The organism is Pseudoalteromonas sp. 78C3 (assembly GCF_002836695.1).
In the GTDB taxonomy this organism is placed as follows: domain Bacteria; phylum Pseudomonadota; class Gammaproteobacteria; order Enterobacterales; family Alteromonadaceae; genus Pseudoalteromonas; species Pseudoalteromonas arctica.
The window spans coordinates 96,967-115,197 of record NZ_PJAV01000170.1 but is presented as its reverse complement, the minus strand read 5'-3'; the positions used below and the strand labels follow the sequence as shown (position 1 = coordinate 115,197).

Annotated in this window: 19 protein-coding genes; 7 read left to right on the top strand and 12 right to left on the bottom strand. The window is 38.6% G+C overall.

Going from position 1 to position 18,231, the window contains the following annotated elements:
* Positions 1–243: 243 nt before the first annotated feature.
* The 7 genes from CXF76_RS17775 to CXF76_RS17745 all read right to left on the bottom strand — a co-directional run bounded on the left by CXF76_RS17775 (position 244) and on the right by CXF76_RS17745 (position 5,283).
* Positions 244–750, bottom strand: coding sequence for a hypothetical protein (locus tag CXF76_RS17775; protein ID WP_101164276.1), 507 nt, complete (start codon positions 748–750; stop codon positions 244–246).
* A gap of 154 nt (positions 751–904) precedes the next feature.
* Positions 905–1,183, bottom strand: coding sequence for a peptidylprolyl isomerase (locus CXF76_RS17770; protein ID WP_008171402.1), 279 nt, complete (start codon positions 1,181–1,183; stop codon positions 905–907).
* 102 nt (positions 1,184–1,285) lie between these two features.
* Entirely contained in the window at positions 1,286–1,708 is a 423-nt protein-coding gene (locus CXF76_RS17765) for a thiol-disulfide oxidoreductase DCC family protein (RefSeq protein WP_101164275.1), read from the bottom strand.
* Positions 1,709–1,735: 27 nt separating this feature from the next.
* On the bottom strand, positions 1,736–2,263 hold the full coding sequence (locus CXF76_RS17760; RefSeq protein WP_101164274.1) for a response regulator transcription factor: 528 nt from the start codon (positions 2,261–2,263) through the stop codon (positions 1,736–1,738).
* A complete protein-coding gene (locus CXF76_RS17755; RefSeq protein WP_198551864.1) occupies positions 2,260–3,501 on the bottom strand; it encodes a sensor histidine kinase in 1,242 nt (413 codons plus the stop codon). Before CXF76_RS17755 ends, CXF76_RS17760 begins: the two co-directional genes overlap by 4 nt.
* Before the next feature lie 61 nt (positions 3,502–3,562).
* The gene (locus CXF76_RS17750; RefSeq protein WP_024593117.1) at positions 3,563–3,967 is read right to left on the bottom strand and encodes a nuclear transport factor 2 family protein; all 405 of its coding nucleotides are present in this window, start codon (positions 3,965–3,967) and stop codon (positions 3,563–3,565) included.
* Between the two features lie 8 nt (positions 3,968–3,975).
* Positions 3,976–5,283 carry a metal-dependent hydrolase family protein gene (locus CXF76_RS17745; protein WP_101164272.1) on the bottom strand — a complete coding sequence of 436 codons (1,308 nt, stop codon included), beginning with the start codon at positions 5,281–5,283 and terminating at the stop codon, positions 3,976–3,978.
* 153 nt (positions 5,284–5,436) lie between these two features.
* On the opposite strand from CXF76_RS17745, the gene CXF76_RS17740 reads away from it, so the two are divergent.
* Positions 5,437–6,516, top strand: coding sequence for a ketoacyl-ACP synthase III (locus CXF76_RS17740; RefSeq protein WP_010553987.1), 1,080 nt, complete (start codon positions 5,437–5,439; stop codon positions 6,514–6,516).
* A 70-nt stretch (positions 6,517–6,586) separates the two neighbouring features.
* The gene (gloA2, locus tag CXF76_RS17735) at positions 6,587–6,973 is read left to right on the top strand and encodes an SMU1112c/YaeR family gloxylase I-like metalloprotein (protein ID WP_101164271.1); all 387 of its coding nucleotides are present in this window, start codon (positions 6,587–6,589) and stop codon (positions 6,971–6,973) included.
* A 38-nt stretch (positions 6,974–7,011) separates the two neighbouring features.
* Here gloA2 and CXF76_RS17730 read toward each other — a convergent pair whose 3' ends face one another.
* Together CXF76_RS17730 and CXF76_RS17725 are read right to left on the bottom strand one after the other, a co-directional pair.
* Positions 7,012–8,376: a leucyl aminopeptidase family protein gene (locus tag CXF76_RS17730; RefSeq protein ID WP_101164270.1), complete on the bottom strand. Its 1,365-nt coding sequence runs from the start codon at positions 8,374–8,376 to the stop codon at positions 7,012–7,014.
* 87 nt (positions 8,377–8,463) lie between these two features.
* A complete protein-coding gene (locus tag CXF76_RS17725; RefSeq protein ID WP_007582356.1) occupies positions 8,464–8,886 on the bottom strand; it encodes a hypothetical protein in 423 nt (140 codons plus the stop codon).
* Between the two features lie 112 nt (positions 8,887–8,998).
* On the opposite strand from CXF76_RS17725, the gene CXF76_RS17720 reads away from it, so the two are divergent.
* From CXF76_RS17720 to CXF76_RS17710, 3 genes are all read left to right on the top strand, one after another.
* Entirely contained in the window at positions 8,999–9,169 is a 171-nt protein-coding gene (locus tag CXF76_RS17720) for an oxidoreductase-like domain-containing protein (RefSeq protein ID WP_101164269.1), read from the top strand.
* Between the two features lie 310 nt (positions 9,170–9,479).
* The gene (locus tag CXF76_RS17715; protein ID WP_101164268.1) at positions 9,480–12,062 is read left to right on the top strand and encodes a TonB-dependent receptor plug domain-containing protein; all 2,583 of its coding nucleotides are present in this window, start codon (positions 9,480–9,482) and stop codon (positions 12,060–12,062) included.
* A gap of 250 nt (positions 12,063–12,312) precedes the next feature.
* Positions 12,313–13,746, top strand: a complete 1,434-nt coding sequence (locus tag CXF76_RS17710; RefSeq protein ID WP_101164267.1) for a tetratricopeptide repeat-containing sulfotransferase family protein — start codon at positions 12,313–12,315, stop codon at positions 13,744–13,746.
* Here CXF76_RS17710 and CXF76_RS17705 read toward each other — a convergent pair.
* A complete protein-coding gene (locus CXF76_RS17705; RefSeq protein WP_101164266.1) occupies positions 13,694–14,647 on the bottom strand; it encodes an alpha/beta fold hydrolase in 954 nt (317 codons plus the stop codon). The two genes, CXF76_RS17710 and CXF76_RS17705, sit on opposite strands and share 53 nt — an antisense overlap.
* Before the next feature lie 128 nt (positions 14,648–14,775).
* Here CXF76_RS17705 and rlmF point away from each other — a divergent pair, with 128 nt between their 5' ends.
* Both rlmF and ltaE read left to right on the top strand, forming a co-directional pair.
* Positions 14,776–15,708: a 23S rRNA (adenine(1618)-N(6))-methyltransferase RlmF gene (rlmF, locus tag CXF76_RS17700; protein ID WP_101164265.1), complete on the top strand. Its 933-nt coding sequence runs from the start codon at positions 14,776–14,778 to the stop codon at positions 15,706–15,708.
* Between the two features lie 40 nt (positions 15,709–15,748).
* Positions 15,749–16,753: a low-specificity L-threonine aldolase gene (ltaE, locus tag CXF76_RS17695; protein ID WP_101164264.1), complete on the top strand. Its 1,005-nt coding sequence runs from the start codon at positions 15,749–15,751 to the stop codon at positions 16,751–16,753.
* Here ltaE and CXF76_RS17690 read toward each other — a convergent pair.
* The gene (locus CXF76_RS17690; protein ID WP_010553997.1) at positions 16,727–17,320 is read right to left on the bottom strand and encodes a thymidine kinase; all 594 of its coding nucleotides are present in this window, start codon (positions 17,318–17,320) and stop codon (positions 16,727–16,729) included. The two genes, ltaE and CXF76_RS17690, sit on opposite strands and share 27 nt — an antisense overlap.
* An 82-nt stretch (positions 17,321–17,402) precedes the next feature.
* Entirely contained in the window at positions 17,403–18,197 is a 795-nt protein-coding gene (locus tag CXF76_RS17685) for an amino acid ABC transporter substrate-binding protein (protein WP_101164263.1), read from the bottom strand.
* Positions 18,198–18,231: the final 34 nt, after the last annotated feature.

The window sequence follows — 18,231 nt, the reverse complement described above, 5'->3', positions numbered from 1 at the left end:
TTATTTGGACTAACAAAACTGTGCTACTAAATTTACTTTTTAAACTTAGAGTTCATCTTTTTCCTTTCCATTTTTCCCTAAGAAATAAGGGGAGGTGTCAGTGTTATTTAGCATTTGCAAATAGCAGCAATTGCATTGGCAGAAAATAAAAAACTAATAAATACTCTAAATAACATTTTATTTAATATCCTTATTAAAAATAAACCTCATCACCTAAAAACAAAAAGACCTGACTCTATTTATTTACTTTTTCTTGAAGCTGTAAATAAAATAAAAGTTATCACTTTTCTTATGTAAGCATAGGCCCTCTTTAGAAATAGGGTTACAAGTGTTTGTGAAGGTATTTTTATCTATATTATCCTTACTCTTGCTTGCTATAGCATAGGTAAACTTAAAGTCTTTAGTATCTTTTCTAATAACCTCTAAACCATAAATCCCATATGAGTTTCTTTTTCCAGATAAAACCCCAATTTCGCTTGCTATCTTAGTGATCTCATATAGCTCCACATCGATTTTTTTTAAATCACTACTGACTAAAGGAAAGTTGCTTCCTGCTATATATTCATTTGAGTTTTCTTTTAAATATTTCAATATTGCAATTAATTCTTTATGATTATTAGAAACTATTTTAGAAGCTATATTTTCACTTTCTAAAATTAAACTCTCTCTTATAGGTTCGTAATTTTCATCCGCTCCACACGACACTAATAGAAAAAAACTGAATAATATGTAAAGTCTAAAAATCAACATGACTTACCCCTCCCATTTTTTCGTATTCTGCCCATATTGGAATAAATTAAGATGACACCCATCCTAATTCTTAGTTCGTCAAAGTGTAAATTTAGGATAGGTGATGAAATGGACGCTTGCTAAGACGCGTCAATTGCCAAACTGCTTAAGTAAATTAAGTACGGTAAAGTACTTTGATTACATGCCAGCCGAATTTTGTTTTAACTAGATGCGGTTCTAAAATTGCACCTTTAAATGCAATTTTGTCAAACTGTGGGACCATTTGGCCGCGTCCAAATTCACCTAAATCACCGCCTTTTTTCCCCGATGGGCATGACGAATACTTTTTAGCTAAGGTTTGAAACTTTGCACCTTTACCTAATTGCTTAATAATATCTTCTGCAATTTCTTTGTGCTTAACCAAAATGTGAAGTGCATGTGCTGTATTTGCCATGAAAAAAGCCTTTTATACCGTTAGCTAAAATTAAACGCGGCGATTTTAACACAACCTCATAAACCTAGCATCTACTTATACTGCAGTGTATTAACGCCTAATTTATAAATAATGTTTGGCATCATCTGGGTTGGGTATTCTGCAGTACTGATATTTACCAAATAACGTATATCTATTTAAAGCAACCCTATCGTATAACCAATTATTAAACCTAGCTGGCAAAATACTAAATACGTTTGCTAGCTTGTATGGGTAACCTAGCTGCTTAACAACGTTAAAAAAAGCATGGCTTTGCGTATACGCTTTACCGTTTTCTAGGTAAACCATTGAGGCATATTCAATTGTTGAAAAACCAAAATGCGTTAACAACAGTTCCCCTTTTGGAGATTGCACGCTGCATAATTTAAAAATAGTATTAGTGTCGTGAGCAATTATAAAATTACACCACGCGCTGCACAGCTTACATTGCGCATCAAATAATATAATTTTTTGATTTTGCATTATTGTCACTGCATCATCGCTCATAACACTTTCCTTAAATTAAGTACTAAACTACTGCTGCACCGGCTTTTTTTGTAACTTGCGCTGCAAAGTACGCCTATGCATATTAAGTTGCCTTGCGGTAACCGACACATTGCCATTATTACTGTGTAATACTTGTTGAATATGCTCCCACTCTAAACGCTCTGGCGACATAACCGCATCATCAATAACACTCGATGCCGATGCCACAGGCTCGGTGTTAAGCGCTTTTAATAATGTTGCCATATCAACCGGCTTGGTAAGGTAGTCGTTTGCGCCTAAACGCATTGCCTCTACTGCGGTTGCTATACTTGCAAACCCGGTTAGTAAAACAATATGAGTTTGGGGGAGCAAACTACGCAGCGGCTTTATGAGTGTAAGTCCGTTATCGTCACCTAGTTTCATGTCTAATAAAACAAAGTCGGGCAATAGTTTACGCGCGGTAAGTAACGCATCACTTTGATTATGCGCCACCTCGCAGGTAAAGCCTTGTTTAGTTAAGCGCCTTGCCAGTGTGCAGGCTAAATTAATGTCGTCTTCAATTATAAGTAACTTCATGAGGCGTTATTCTCAGTGTTTACAATAGCGAGTTTAACTTTGGCGACAGCGCCGCCATCTGTATGGTTAAACAAGGTAAGTGAGCCATTTAAACGCTCAAAAGTAACATTTGATAAAAGCACAGCAAGCCCCATTCCTTGATCGCTTGGCATAAGTTGACCACCCAGCTCTGCTAATTGCGATGATGAAAAGCCACGACCAAAATCGTGAATTAACAAGTAAACGCATTCACTATGTAGGTTATCTTGCTGCCAACTCAGCTCTAATTGAGTTTGACCTTGTTTTTGATTAGCGAGCGCGGCGTTTTGCAATAAATTTAAAATAGCAGGCAATAACATCGCATCACTCAATAGCGTTGCCGCAATAGGTGGCGTAATCCATTTAATTTGTTGATCAGGGTATTGCAGTAAAAGTGTATCTGTAATTTGCGTTTGCAGTTGCTTTACGGTGGTATGCTCTTGCGAATTTTTAAGACGTAATTGCTCTGAGAGTTTTCTAAAGTCGTTAAGTTGTGTACTGCACTGAGTAAGCGGCGCTTGCATGTACTTAACAATAGGATTGTTTGGTTGCTCTTCTAATAACTCTTCAAACAGTAACTGTAAGTTTGCAATTGGGGTCGCTAGTTGATGGGTTATTTGTGCTGCGGCCCCATCAAGGGTAACAAGCTGTTCATTACGCAATTGTTTTTCACGCACGTTTGCAATAATTCGCTCTCGTTCTTTAAGTGCCCTGCTCATTGCGCCAATAACAAGTGCAATTACGCTGGCACTTAAAACAAAATTAACCCACATGCCAATAAAGTGACCACTCATATTCATTTGATGCATACTGTGATCGGGCATCTTTATCAATAAAAAACTGTATGCGGCAATGGCTAACACTGCAATATAAGCTAATCCTTTTTCTCTCAGCGTAACAGCAGCTATCATTATTGGGAGTAATAACAACGATACAAATGCATTGGTTGCACCACCGCTTAGCAAGAGTAAAACCGTTAAAAATAATACATCAGCGGTTAACTGCATCAACATACCCAAAGGTTTAGCCTGGCTCACATTACGATAAGCAAATAGGCTAATAAGCTGAAACACAGCCTCAACGGCAATAACAATCAGTAAAGGCAGTAATGCAATTTGATGTTCTAGTAAAAAATAAACGCTAAGCACAGCAATTAATTGCACCGCAATAGCGCCGCTTCGCAGCATTAATAGTCGACTAATGGTGGGGTCGGTACGCATTAACAAAAGGTTATTGCCCAATCAAATGTTTAATAAGGTTATTTTAACGGTTATATGGTTTTTAATCATCATCCATCGAAATTGAAAACGGTGCACAAGGCGTTCCTTGATGAAACACCATTTTCCATTGTTCGTTAGTTTGGCGCCAAAGCGACATACGCAATGAATAATTAAATTCACTGCGAGCAGAGCGCCTATAAGCAGCTTGATAACTAAGTTGCACTACGTCATCACTTAGCATTCGGCCCTTAAAATGCTGATTATAAAACTGTGGCACAACCTCGGTAGGTAAGCGGGTAAGTACTTGGTATTTATTAAATGTAGTGCCATTGGCAGCAATTTCGATAAATTCATCATCGAGTAAAGCATCTAATGCGCGCTCAGATTGGCGAACTTCTGGGTCTAGTAACTGGCGCTCAGCGTCAATCAAATGATTAAACAACGACACTTTTATCTTGCTGCTCATAACCTTCCCTATTGTTTATAAACTTGCCCGGCTTTCATAACAAATTGCACGTTTTTAAGTACGTCGATATTTTTAAGCGGTGAGCCATTCACACTGATAATATCTGCTTGTTTACCAACACTCAAGTCGCCAATGAATGCGCTTTGCCCCAGCAGTTTAGCTGCATGTATGGTTGCTGATTTAATAGCTTGGGCTTCGCTCATACCATTGTTTACCATTAAACTAAATTCGTTAGCATTAAGCCCATGACGCGACACACCTGAGTCTGTTCCAAAGGCTATATTAACCTTGTTTTTCAGTGCAAGTTTAAACGAAGCCTGCATTTTTGGAGTCACTTCACGCACTTTATCGGCTATTGCCGGTGGCATATTTGGATTTGTAAGCACCTCTTCACTTACCGTTGCACCCGCTAAAAGCGTCGGTACTAAATAAGCTCCCGTTTTTTTAAATAACTTTATTGCCTCTTTATCTAAATAAGAGCCATGCTCAATAGAATCCACACCGGCTTTTAAGGCCGCTTTTATACCTTGTGTACCGTGTGCATGCGCTGTAACTTTACGCCCTAAGTGGTGAGCAGTATCAACAATTGCAATCAGCTCTGCATCTGTAAGTTGTTGGTTAACACCAGCAGCGGTATTACTTAGTACCCCACCCGTGGCAGTAATTTTAATTACATCAGCGCCACTTTTTATTACCTCGCGTACCGCACGGCTACAATCATCCGCGCCATTACAAATACCAATCCCGCCTGTAACCGCATCTGTAATATCTTTTCGATATCCGTGCATATCTGCGTGTCCACCTGTAGGCGATATTGTATTACCCGCTGCAAAAATGCGAGGGCCGTTAATATCATTTCGCTCAATAGCACGTTTTAGCGGAAATATAACTTTGTGATCGCTACCTAAATCTCGCACTGATGTAAAACCCGCATCGAGCGTACGTTGTAAATATTTAATTGAGCGCAAAGCATAATCGGCGTCATATTCTGTTGCCCAGCGGTGAGGGTTTGCTTTAGCATCTCGCTCAAACGTAACGTGAACATGCATATCAATAAGACCAGGCATTACAAATTGATTTTTAAGATTTATAATATCGGCATTAGGTAGGTTAAGTTCCGCTTTTGTGAGGTAGCCGTTTTTAATGGCTGTTATTGTATTATCTGTTATGACTAACGTTTGCTCTGTTTTTACTTTTTGATCCTCGGATGCAAGTAAACTGCCCGCATAAATAATTTTATGCTGTTGAGCAAAAGCCCCATTTGCTATTAATGCCAGCGTTATTGCAGTGAATGTTGTTATTAGTGTTGTTTTCATACTTGCTCCTTTTTTATACTAGCATTACCTTAAATAACCTGTAATTGCGAATATTTACGACACAAAGCATGCTATAAACTAGTCTTGAAAGCCGTTTTTTGGTATAACTCACCCATTAGTAATACATGTCAGACCACCTTAAGAGAACATACTATGCCTTACGCACATATCACTGGTTGGGGTAAATGCATTCCACCAGCAAGCATTAGCAACGATGAAATTAGTGAAATAGTTGATACCACCGACGAGTGGATAACCTCGCGTACAGGCATTAAATCTCGCCGAGTGAGCCATGTAAGTACCGCCGAGCTGGCAACCGTTGCTGCTAAGCATGCTATTGCGTGCGCAGGCGTTGATCCTAAAGATATTGATTTAGTGATATTAGCAACCTGTACACCTTCTACTGTTGTGGCAAATACCGCCTCACAAGTGCAAAAAAACATTGGTGCAACAGGCGCTGCCGCAATGGATACAAACGCGGCATGTTCGGGCTTTTTATATGCATTGCAAGCTGCTACAGCACAAATTCAAGCGGGTATGATCAAAAAAGCAGTGGTAATAGCCGCTGAGCGTATGACCTGGTACGTAAACTGGGCACGCCGTGACAGCGCTGTATTATTTGGCGATGGCGCAGGTGCAGTAGTACTTGAAGCGGCAGATACGCCAGCTGGTTTACTAGCAACCAAAACTGGTTGTGACAGTGAAGACCGCGATATTTTACACATCACTAACTTTGGTAGTGATTTAAATAAATATGAGCCAATTGGTCCATCTGATTTATTATTTGAAGGTCGTGAAATTTTCAAACGTGCTGTTAAAGGCATGAGCGAAGCATGCGACGATGTACTTAAACAAGCCGATTTGAGCCTTGATGACATTAATGTACTCGTTCCACACCAAGCTAACTTACGTATTATTCAAGCTATTCAGCATCGCTTAAAAGTACCTGACGAAAAAGTAATGGTTAACATTGGTGAGTATGGTAATACCTCTGCTGCAACTATTGCTATTGCGTTATGTGAAGCCGTTGAGCAAGGGTTAATTAAACCGCATTCAAACATTATGTCTGCTGCATTTGGTGCCGGCCTTACCTGGGCTGCAAGTTACATAAAATGGGGCGAACGCGTAACGCCTATTAGTGTAAGCGATGCCGCTTTACCGCCATGTGATAAAACCGGTTTAGAACTTGTAGCACCGGCCGTTAAAGCATGTAAAGAAGCGCAGCCAAGCTAACACAACATGTAGTAAGCAACATATAAAACGCACTTCATTAAGTGCGTTTTTGCTTTTTAAGGAATTAAATTTGAAACTTTTAGGTATTCACCACGCTGCGATTATTTGCAGTGACTATGCACGTTCTAAACACTTTTATAGCAATGTACTTAAACTTAACGTTATTAATGAGCACTTTAGAGCTGATCGTAATTCATATAAATTAGATTTAGCCATGCCCGATGGTAGCCAAATAGAGCTATTTTCGTTTGATGGATCGCCCGCAAGACCAAGCTATCCCGAAGCACAAGGCTTAAGACATTTAGCTTTTAAGGTAGCGGATGTACAGATTGCAAAAACGTATTTAGAGTCGTGCGATGTAAACATTGAGGATATTAGAGTGGATGAAATAACCGGCAAAAAGTTTACCTTTTTTGCCGATCCAGATAACTTGCCGCTTGAGCTTTATGAGGTTTAAAACTCATAAGCTCAAGTTCTTACTATTGAATCAAAAACTTATTTATTAAAACGATTTTGTAAGTAGTTAAATACAGCACGAATACCTAATGCTTCACCACCCGTTGGACGACCTGGTAATGCACGTAAGTTCCACGCCATTACATCAAAGTGCACCCATGGTGTTGTTGGTTCAACAAATTCTTTTAAGTAAAGCGCTGCGGTAATAGCACCACCAAACGGTGTGCTTGCACAGTTTGCCATATCGGCTACATCACTTTTTAGTAAGTTTTTGTATTGCTCAAACAACGGAAGTTGCCAAACAGGATCATGTACGATTAAACCTGCATCAATAATACCATTTGCTACATCGCGCTGCGTTGAGAAAAAGCCCGGAAGCTCCGTGCCCAGTGCAACACGACATGCGCCCGTGAGAGTAGCAAAATCAATAATTAGCTCAGGGTTGTCGTTTTGTGCTTCGCTTAATGCATCACACAATACTAATCGCCCTTCCGCGTCGGTATTATCAATTTCGACCATAATGCCTTTACGCGTTTTAATTACATCGCCTGGGCGAAATGCATTTCGCGATACTGCATTTTCAACAGCTGGTACAAGCACTCGTAATCTAATTGGTAAGTTAGCTGCCATAATAAGCTGCGCTAGTGCAATTACATGCGCGGCACCGCCCATGTCTTTTTTCATGTTACGCATGCCAGAGCTTGGTTTTAAATCAAGTCCACCAGAGTCAAAACATACGCCCTTACCTACTAGTGTAATTAATGGAGCATCTGTCGCGCCCCATTTTAAATCAAGTAAACGCGGTTTATTTTCGCTTGCACGACCCACCATGTGAATAGTCGGGTAGTTTTGCTCTAGTAACTCATCGCCAATCCACTGTGAAAATTCGCCATTGTAAGTTGCAGCTAAATCTTCCATTACTTGCGATAAATGTTGCGGCATCATATCTACCGCTGGAGTATTAACTAAATCACGTGCAAGTGTAATGGCATCAGCTTGTTGGCTAATACGCTCAAACAACGCTTTATCGCTAATGGCTAATTGCGCTTTTGCTGTTGGTTTTTCTTTATATTCACTAAATTCGTAACCACCAAGCACAAACCCTAAAGCAACTTGCTCTACAAAAGCGCTCTCGCCTTGAATTTGATAAGTACCAGTAGGAAGTGTATTTGCTAAATTACCCGCAGCCCAAAAATCATCGCTACTTTGCATTAAACAAAATACCTGACTTAACTCGCCCGTTTTAGCATCAGGGATTAAAGCAACACCTTGCTTTTCGAAACCTGTATTAGTTAACCAATTTTGTATAAATGCAGGCTGCTGTGCTTGCCAGTCAGATAATTCGTTTTTAAGAATAAAAGATAAAGGAATACCAGAAGATGTATGACGTAGTAATGCACTCATTAAAAAGCTCATATAATATAAAAATGGTACTTAAGAGCATATCAATAAGCGCACCTAAAAGGTATCGCTAATTTGAAGGGATTTTAGCTACTTTTTTAAGCTATTTTTGGATTCTTGCTTTTGATTTTCTTGATCTATTTTAGCATCAAGTTCTTTAATCGATTTGTTCATATTAAACGAACTTGGCAGTACATCAACTCCCACTAAACTCCCTAATTTAACAACTAAAGGAATTGTAAGCGGGGCAAAAGGTAATACTGCAAACACACCGAGCCCTAACCCTTTTAAAATATCAACAAACTGTTCATTAGCGCGTTTTAACTCCTCTTTACTTGTTTGACCTTGAGTGTAGCGCCTATAAATAGAGAGCATTTCTTTGGTTTCTTGTTTTTCTTGCGCAAGTGCAATTTTAAGCGCCACCATAGCACGGCGAAAACGCAGCTGTTGGCGTTTTTTACTAATTTTAACTACCCGCCAAGGTGCACGGTGAATAACTTTATATAATCGCATAACTTTTATTTTCACACAGCAGCACGGGTTCACAAAGAATAATTTACTTACAACATCCTTTAACTTATCCTTTGCACCAAATTAGTATTAAATACATACAACAACACTGAATATGACAAACCAACTACCGCAAAAACCTGAAAAACCAAAATCTGATGAATGTTGCGGTGGTGGCAGTTGCTGCCCCTGCGTGTGGGATGAATATAAAGAAAAATTAGCAACTTGGCGATGCGCACAAAACATTGAAAACACCACCAAAAAGAAACAAATAAATAACATTTAAATACTGATAACGCATTAATTTTCCTCTCAACAACCCTATTTGCACTTATTTAGTTCATTTTAGCTTTACTTTGCACCATTGTTGCATTTTTTCTTAAATTGAATCTTTTTGTTATCAAATGGTTAATTAGTAATTGCCCTTCCCGTTTTTTACCTATAGTCTGTAAATAGGACTTCACAACACGTAAGCTTAATTGATTAGGCTTTTGAGCTAAACCCTCAAACTTATGTGAAACAAAAAATTAAGTTAAAAATAAATGATGTGAAATTAGCATCAAAAATAAGAATTATTCTAACTGGGGAAAATTAGAATGAAATTAAAAAATAATGCGCTAAACCAAGCAATCAAATTTGCTTTAGCTACAACCACTGCAGGGTTGTTTTTTTCAGGTACTGCTGTTGCAGCAGACGAGCAACAGCAAACTAAAGTAAATAAAAACGTAGAGAAAATTGCCGTAGTAGGTACGCGCTCAGCTCCACGTTCAATCGGTGACTCACCAGTTCCAATCGATATTATTGGCGGCGAAGAATTAGAAAGATCAGGTAATACCGACATGCTTGAGCTTTTAAAAGGTGCCGTGCCATCTTTTAACGTACATCAAAATCCTATTAGTGATGCGGCCTCTCTTGTTCGCCCAGCTAACTTACGTGGTTTACCATCAGACAGCACATTGGTTCTTTTAAACGGCAAACGTCGTCATCGTGCTTCTGTAATTGCATTTTTAGGCGGTGGTATTAACGATGGCGCGCAAGGCGCAGATATTTCAGTTATTCCAAGCATTGCTATTAAACAAGTAGAAGTACTTCGTGATGGCGCAGCTGCACAATATGGTTCTGATGCAATCGCCGGTGTAATGAACTTCCAACTAAAAGATGCTTCTGAAGGTGGTAAATTAGAAATCCGCCATGGTCAATTTTATGAAGGTGATGGCGATACAACACAAGTGTCGGGTAACGTGGGTTTACCGTTTACCGACAATGGCTTTGCTAATTTAAGCTTTCAATATAAAACAGCTGATGCAACAAGCCGCTCAGTTCAACGTGCCGATGCCGCAGCACTTTCAGCTGCCGGTGTTCCTGATGTATCTTCTCTTGCACAAGTATGGGGCGCACCAGAAGTAAACGACGATATTACAATTTTTGGTAACGTAGGTTTAGAGCTAACAAACGATTCTGAATTTTACATGTTTGGTAATTACTCTGAACGTGATGTACGTGGTGGCTTTTACTACCGTAACCCGCAAACACGTTCTGGCGTTTACTCAAATGATGGTGGCGAAACACTACTTGTTGCAGATTTAACACCTGATATGAGCGCTAACTGTCCTACTATTGCAATAACAGATGGCAACGTATTAGATGATCCTGCTTATATAAATGGTGTAGCGAACAACCCAGATTGTTTTGCCTTTAACGAAACGCTTCCAGGTGGCTTTACACCTAACTTTGGCGGCAACATTACTGATACTTCTTTAACTATTGGTACTAAAGGGCGATTCACTGGTGGTTTCTTAAAAGATACTTACTATGACTTAAGCGGTACTGTGGGTTTAAATGAATCACGTTACTTCATCTATGACACGGTTAATGCTTCTTTAGGTGCAGATACACCACGTGACTTCAGTCCGGGTAAATATGAACAGCTAGAGAAAAACTTTAACTTTGATTTATCAAAGGGTGTCGACTTTGGTTTAGCTTATGATGTAAACATTGCCGGTGGTTTTGAATGGCATGAAGAAACATTCACTATCATTTCTGGTGATGAAGAATCTTACACAGCAGGCCCTTTAACAGCACAAGGTTTTGGTATTGGCTCTAACGGCTTCCCTGGTTTTAAACCATCACAAGCAGGTGAGTTTTCTCGTCGTAACTATGCAGCGTATGTTGATGTTGAAGCACCATTTACTGAAGATTTCTTAATGGGCGTAGCGCTTCGCTTTGAAGACTACGACAGCTTTGGTACTACAACTAACTACAAAGTAATGGCTCAATACCATTTAACTGAAGATTTAAATATTCGTGGTTCTGTAAGTAGCGGTTTCCGTGCACCTACAGTTGGTCAAGCTAACGTAAGTAACGTACAAACAAGCTTAGACAGCGGTGTATTACAAGATTCAGCGCTTCTTCCACCAACAAACCCTATTGCAGTGCAATTAGGTGGTACAGAGCTTGAGCCGGAAGAATCACAAAGCTATACACTTGGTGCTGTATACACAATCGGCGAGTTATTTTTAACGCTTGATTACTACAACATACAAGTAGATGACCGTATTAGCCAATCAGATAAAATCAACTTAAGCCAAGCAGATAAAGATACACTTACAGCCGCTGGAGTTCCTAATGTACAAGGTCTTGCTCAGGTAAGCTTTTTTACAAATGACTTTGATACAACAACTCAAGGTATCGATTTAGTTGCAAACTATACTGCTGAACTAATGGGCGGTAGCTCTACATTTAGCCTTGCTTATAACTGGAATGATACTGAAGTAACTCAATTTAGTGAAATTACAGGTGCGTTTAAAGTTAAACGCTTAGAAGAAGATTTACCTAACCATCGTGCAACGTTCACATTGTCTCAACAATGGGAATCAGTTTCTGCATTTGCTCGTGCAAACTACTACGGCGAATACCAAGGTGTTCACGTTGATTATGATGCAACAGCTAAAACAGCAGATGCTGCAGTCACTATTGATGCTGAAGTAACTTACTTCTTAAATGAATCAGTTAGCTTCTCTGTAGGCGCTCAAAACTTATTCGACCAAGATGCTGAAAAACTTGATTTTGCAGATGCAACGGGTATCCCTAATAACAACTGGGGTGGTCAGTTCTACGAAACATCTCCGTTTGGTATTAACGGTGGCTTTTACTACGCTAAAGCAACATATACTTTTTAAACTATTTTCATGAAGAACCAAAGGCGAAATGTTAAAGACATTTCGCCTTTTTAATTTTATAGTTAATAAAAATAATAATGAACAATACCAATTGCATTGAATAAGTGTTCTATTATAGCGCTCAGAAAATAGCGTAATAACAAGGCGAAAACTATGATATGTAGTTGCTCTATATGAATAATTTTTAACGCAGTGAGTTCGCTATTTAATGCGATAGAATGATTATTTTTTTAATAAAATTGGTATAACTATGTTACTTAATAAAGCCAACCAACTACTGCAACAAAATAAACTCAAAGAAGCTGAGTTTCATTTTAAAACGCTATTAAATAGTAACCCTGAAAATGGTGAAGCTTTATTTGGCTTAGGCAGAATTGCCTTACGACTAGAACGTTATGACGCTGGCGTATACCTACTCCAAAAAGCCTGTGAGCGCTTGCCTCATATGCTTGAACCATTACACGCCCTTGCTGATGCATTTAACGGTGTTAATTCGCCAAACGATGCGTTAACGGTGCTCGAATACGCTAAGAAATTAGCAAGTCATAACCCAGAGCCTCATTACTACTTAGCACAGCACTATTTAACACATGGCGAGTTAGATAAAGCCCATACAACCTTTGCTCATGCACTCAGTATTGGGGTATACCCTGTAACAGCTTATATTTTATTTGAACTTGTGCAGTTAGGCCGCTTTGATAAAGAGCATAATTATGTAAGTAATTTGCATCACTTATTAACTCAAACGAGCAATTTACGCTTAAAAATGGTGTGTTACTACGCATTAGCAAACAGTTACGATGCACTTGAAGATACCGAGCAAGCATTTAATTATTTTATATTGGCGAATAAATTACAAAGAAAATTAAGTGAATTTAACACTAAAGATTTAATCCCTTTTTACGATGAAATAATAAAATACAACACCGAGGAATTTATTGCCTCCGCCGATAAAAAATTTACCCGTGATATTACACCTGTATTTATTATTGGTATGCCTCGTAGTGGCTCTACCCTCCTGGAGCAAATATTGGCAAGCCATAGTCAGTTTTCGAGCCTAGGAGAAAGTACGAGTATTAGTAATAACGCGGTTGCTTTTATCGAGCAAAAAACGGGAGTTGCTTACCCGCAATGTTTAGCGCATTTAACGCCTGACTTAATCAAAAAAGCCCGCGAGCTTTATATCGCAACATTAAAAACAGCATCGCCCATCAGACCTTTTATAATAAATAAACTGCCGAGTAATTATCAGTCGCTCGGACTAATATATATCCTATTTCCAAATGCCAAATTTATAAACTTAAGTCGTAACTTTAATGCTACTGCGTTTTCTATTTTCACTAATTACTTTGCCGAAAACGAGCCTTATTTTTGCTCACTACCTGAGTTTAAGCTTTACCATAGTGTGTATAAAAAACTGATGAGCCATTGGCACTCCTTTAAAGGTATGCCAATTTATGATGTCAGTTACGAAGATTTAGTGAGTAACCCAAAAGAGCAGCTAACGCAGTTACTTGGTTTTTTAAACTGTCATTTTGAAGAGCGCTGCTTAGCGTTTTATAAACAAAAAACACCGGTAACCACGTTGAGTAAACATGCTATTCGCCAACCTATTAATAACGCCGCAATCGCTAAGTGGGAGCGTTACAAAACACCTCTTTTAAAGTTACTTGATGAGAATTAATCGGATGTGCTTTAAACCAATTAAGTAAATCTTTAAATTGATCATCACGCGCACTTGGGTGGGTAAGCATATTAATATGATCGTAATCAAAATTATGCCCGTGTTTACGACCGTAAATTCGCATTTGTTGAATGCCAGGCCCAGATTCGTCCATAAATTTTTGAATATCGATTGGTTGAGCTAGTGCTTTATCTTTTACCGCAGCAATATGAAGCGTTGGCGGTAAATGCAGGCTGTTTAGCGCTTTTGCATAATCAAAATTATCATCAGAATCTATCCATGGCTTCTTTTTAGCCCATTGCATACTTTGATAATGCGACTTTTGAGTTTCGTTATCGCTTCCCCACTTATAACCTTTAGCATTTAAATAGCCGTGTTTTTTAGCAAGTAAAGGTGCCATAAAATACCAAATTAAATTGGCTTGTAATAATTTTTGAGGATGATTATTAAATAAAGAGCGCTTAGAGCCAAAATACACACACGCTTTTACATCATTAATATATTCTGGAAAACGTGCAAACGCGCTGTTCATCAATACCCCGCCCCAAGAGTGAGCGACCCAGTAGTCAGGCTTCTTGCCTTCAATCAACTCTATTTGCTTAATAAAGGTTGGAATATCTTCTAAAATGGCCTCGGTTTGACCGTACTTAGCGTCACTTGAAATAATCGGCTTACTATCACCTCGGCCACGTAAATCAGCAACATAACAACAATATCCATGCTCAGCCAAAAAAGGGGCTAGTCCTTTATTAGAATGGGTGTAAAAAATTTTACCGTTTTCTACAGCTCCATGCATAAAAAATACGATAGGCCCTTGCTGACCTTCATCGCTAATACGGCGTAAATGAAGTGTTTGGTGAGCGTCTAAATTAATAATTATTGATTGCTGAGAAATTGCCACAGTTATTCCTTTTTATTATTTTCAACTCATCCTACCAGTAATATTAAATATACCAAAGGAAATGTCTGCACTTTACTCATCAGCATTTGTTACAATCACCACATCATATCTGTTGTTAAAATGAAGCCATGAAAGAAAATAATACACGTTCAAAATTACACCCTCGTAACCTACATAAAAATGGGTACGACTTCGATTTATTAACAACAGAGCACCCTGCTCTACTGCCTTTTGTTATAACCACACCTGCAGGTACTAAAAGTATTGATTTTAGTGATAACAAAGCCGTTAAAACACTCAATCAAGCCCTTTTGAAAGCACATTATAATATTGATTTTTGGGATATTCCCGAGCACAACTTATGTCCACCTATACCTGGGCGTGTTGACTACATTCATTACTTAGCCGACTTATTAAGTGATGATAACCAACAACAAATACCTTTAGGTAAGCAAATTAAAGTACTTGATATTGGCACTGGTGCTAATTTAGTTTACCCGCTTACTGGTACAAGTGAATATAAGTGGCATTTTACAGGGACTGATATTGATGCAGCTTCGGTAAAAATAGCAAAGCAAATTGCTCAGTTTAATGGTTTAAAAATAACCCTAAAACAACAAAAAAACGCATCACATATTTTTAAAGGCGTTGTAAATCAAAAAGATTTATACCACTTAACGCTCTGCAACCCTCCGTTTCATGCAAGCGAAGAAGAGGCAAGTAAAGGCAGTGAACGTAAGTGGAAAAACCTAGGAAAAACACCCAGTAGCACACTTAACTTTGGTGGCCATAATAATGAATTATGGTGTGAAGGCGGTGAAGTACAGTTTATCTCTAACATGATTAAAGAGAGCGAAGACTTTGCAGAGCAAGTACTGTGGTTTACGTCGTTAGTCTCTAAAAAAGATAATATTGCAGCCCTTGAAGAAGTATTAAAAACCCACCCAATAGCACAATATAAAATAGTTGATATGGCACAAGGTCAAAAAATCAGCCGCTTTATTGCATGGACTTACTTTGATAAAGACACTCGTGAGCAAATTTGTAGCGAGCTTGATTAATACCAATTTTATTAAAAACAATAAAAAGGATAAGGCAATCATGATAGATTTTCGCTCTGATACAGTTACAAAACCAACAAACACAATGCGCGATATTATGTACAGCGCACCGGTTGGTGACGATGTATACGGTGATGATGAAAGCGTTAACCAACTAGAAGCCTATGCGTGTAAGCGTTTTAACTTTAAAGCCGCACTTTATTGTAGCTCAGGTACACAAGCCAACTTACTTGCAATAATGGCGCATTGTGAACGAGGTGACGAATACATTTGTGGCCAAAATGCTCACAACTATAAGTTTGAGGGCGGCGGAGCAGCTGTTTTAGGGTCTGTGCAACCACAGCCTATTGAAAACGATGCTGATGGCAGTATACCTTTTAGTAAAATAGCTGCAGCAATAAAACCAGACGATTGTCATTTTGCAAAAACGCGATTACTTAGCTTAGAAAATACCATAGGCGGAAAAGTACTCCCGCTTGAGTACTTAGCCCAAGCTCGTGACTTTGTTAACACGCATAATTTAGCGCTGCACTTAGACGGCGCACGTGCTTTTAATGCCGCTGTTGAGCTAAATATTGATATCACTGAAATCACAAAGCACTTTGACTCAATTTCTATTTGTTTATCTAAAGGTTTGGGGGCGCCCGTAGGCTCTTTATTATTAGGCTCAACAGCACTTATTAATAAAGCAAGACGATGGAGAAAAGTACTTGGTGGCGGTATGCGCCAAGCCGGAATGCTTGCAGCTGCCGGGCAGTTTGCACTTGAGCACAATGTAGAGCGCTTAAAAGACGATCATGCAAATGCACGTTATTTGGCTCAACAATTAAGTGAAATCAGTGGCTTTACTGTAGATATGAGTAACACCACTAATATGGTTTACGCAACATACACTAGCAGTATAAACATTGAAGAGATTGCTGAGGCACTTAAACAACAAGGTATACTATTTAGCCCAAGCAAGCAGCTTAGGCTAGTAACGCATTTAGATATTACGCGCGAAGATATTGATACATTTTTAAATGCTTTGTCGGCCCATATTTAACGCGGCTTTATAATGTTTGCGGCATACCGAAACGTATCGGTCATTGCCGCCAATTTCTACTTGGTTACCATCGGCTATTGCTTCACCATTTTCATCGGTACGCAGTACATGGTTTGCTTTACGTCCACAGTGGCATACAGTTTTAAGCTCAACTAACTTATCAGCCCACGCAAGCAAATATTGCGACCCTATAAATAGCTCGCCTCTAAAGTCGTTACGCAAGCCATAACACAATACCGGTATACCTAATTCATCAACCACATCGGTTAATTGCATTACTTGTTCTTTTGATAAAAATTGGCACTCGTCAACTAACACACAATGGCGTTTTTTTTCATTATTGAGTGATTGAATAAGATCAAAAACATCTTTGCTAGCATCAAATACATGCGCATCTGCTTGCAAGCCAATACGAGACGATACTTTACCCACGCCTTGTCTATCATCAATGGCAGCAGTAAGGATCACAGGTTCCATACCACGTTCTTTATAATTAAATGCAGATTGTAATAACGTGGTTGATTTACCTGCATTCATTGCAGAGTAGTAAAAGTATAATTGAGCCATTGTGGTGCCATTTTATAAAAAGTGCGCTTATGCTACCTTAATATTAAATTAATACCAATTTACAAACGCGAATTTAATGAGGTTATTTAGGTGTTTGTAAGTATTTAATATACACAGGTGCACTTTCAAATTTTGATAGCCAATGCCATATTTCCCAACTTAGAGTGTTATTTTCTTCGTAGAATTTTTTTGAAAAAACAAGGTAACCATGGCTGGTTTCGTAAGGGGGATAAATAGGTTTGACATTATTACCCTCATACGGATAACTCGACACTTTTAAGCCATCAACTTGGCATAGATCAACGCTCGCCTGCACCACGCCCTTATCTAGCAACTCAAAAGCTTTGCTTTTAGAAAACGTATTATGAATAAAAAATGGCTCTTCTTTTAACGCGCTATTTAGTCCATAGCCATTAGGAATAGCTATCGTAAATGCTTTATTTTGAAATACTTCGCGAGTCTCCCATTCTTTATGAAATTTATAACGCCCTATAAGGCAGCTACTAAATTCACTTACTGCATAGTCATCTTGTAACTTACCTTGCTGATCAACAGGGTAAACAGCAACGTTTTCTCGTCCTTTGCGGTAACTGGCAATAACAGCATTAACTCGATTAAATTCTAAATCGCTTAAGCATCTACGCCATGGCTTTCTAACAAATGATATTGCTACATTGGGCAATGCTAAATCAAGTTGTTGAAGTATTTCGATTGATGCACCAGGTTTATCTGTTGGTATATTTTGGCCATCACCTAAAAACATGGGTGCTATATTTTTGTCTTCGTAACAAAACACGAGACTTTGCGGCTTGCTAAACGCAGTAGCGGTAAACATTAAACTGGCAATAAAAAAGTAAACTAAGCTATTAATACGCATAATAATTTTTATTAGTTGATTATTTAAATTATAG

What these genes read in the sequence shown, in the direction of transcription:
- CXF76_RS17775 (WP_101164276.1), bottom strand. Translation starts at nt 750, where the DNA reads ATGTTGATTTTTAGACTTTACATATTATTCAGTTTTTTTCTATTAGTG.
- CXF76_RS17770 (WP_008171402.1), bottom strand. Translation starts at nt 1,183, where the DNA reads ATGGCAAATACAGCACATGCACTTCACATTTTGGTTAAGCACAAAGAA.
- CXF76_RS17765 (WP_101164275.1), bottom strand. Translation starts at nt 1,708, where the DNA reads ATGAGCGATGATGCAGTGACAATAATGCAAAATCAAAAAATTATATTA.
- CXF76_RS17760 (WP_101164274.1), bottom strand. Translation starts at nt 2,263, where the DNA reads ATGAAGTTACTTATAATTGAAGACGACATTAATTTAGCCTGCACACTG.
- CXF76_RS17755 (WP_198551864.1), bottom strand. Translation starts at nt 3,501, where the DNA reads ATGCGTACCGACCCCACCATTAGTCGACTATTAATGCTGCGAAGCGGC.
- CXF76_RS17750 (WP_024593117.1), bottom strand. Translation starts at nt 3,967, where the DNA reads ATGAGCAGCAAGATAAAAGTGTCGTTGTTTAATCATTTGATTGACGCT.
- CXF76_RS17745 (WP_101164272.1), bottom strand. Translation starts at nt 5,283, where the DNA reads ATGAAAACAACACTAATAACAACATTCACTGCAATAACGCTGGCATTA.
- CXF76_RS17740 (WP_010553987.1), top strand. Translation starts at nt 5,437, where the DNA reads ATGCCTTACGCACATATCACTGGTTGGGGTAAATGCATTCCACCAGCA.
- CXF76_RS17730 (WP_101164270.1), bottom strand. Translation starts at nt 8,376, where the DNA reads ATGAGTGCATTACTACGTCATACATCTTCTGGTATTCCTTTATCTTTT.
- CXF76_RS17725 (WP_007582356.1), bottom strand. Translation starts at nt 8,886, where the DNA reads ATGCGATTATATAAAGTTATTCACCGTGCACCTTGGCGGGTAGTTAAA.
- CXF76_RS17720 (WP_101164269.1), top strand. Translation starts at nt 8,999, where the DNA reads ATGACAAACCAACTACCGCAAAAACCTGAAAAACCAAAATCTGATGAA.
- CXF76_RS17715 (WP_101164268.1), top strand. Translation starts at nt 9,480, where the DNA reads ATGAAATTAAAAAATAATGCGCTAAACCAAGCAATCAAATTTGCTTTA.
- CXF76_RS17710 (WP_101164267.1), top strand. Translation starts at nt 12,313, where the DNA reads ATGTTACTTAATAAAGCCAACCAACTACTGCAACAAAATAAACTCAAA.
- rlmF (WP_101164265.1), top strand. Translation starts at nt 14,776, where the DNA reads ATGAAAGAAAATAATACACGTTCAAAATTACACCCTCGTAACCTACAT.
- ltaE (WP_101164264.1), top strand. Translation starts at nt 15,749, where the DNA reads ATGATAGATTTTCGCTCTGATACAGTTACAAAACCAACAAACACAATG.
- CXF76_RS17690 (WP_010553997.1), bottom strand. Translation starts at nt 17,320, where the DNA reads ATGGCTCAATTATACTTTTACTACTCTGCAATGAATGCAGGTAAATCA.
- CXF76_RS17685 (WP_101164263.1), bottom strand. Translation starts at nt 18,197, where the DNA reads ATGCGTATTAATAGCTTAGTTTACTTTTTTATTGCCAGTTTAATGTTT.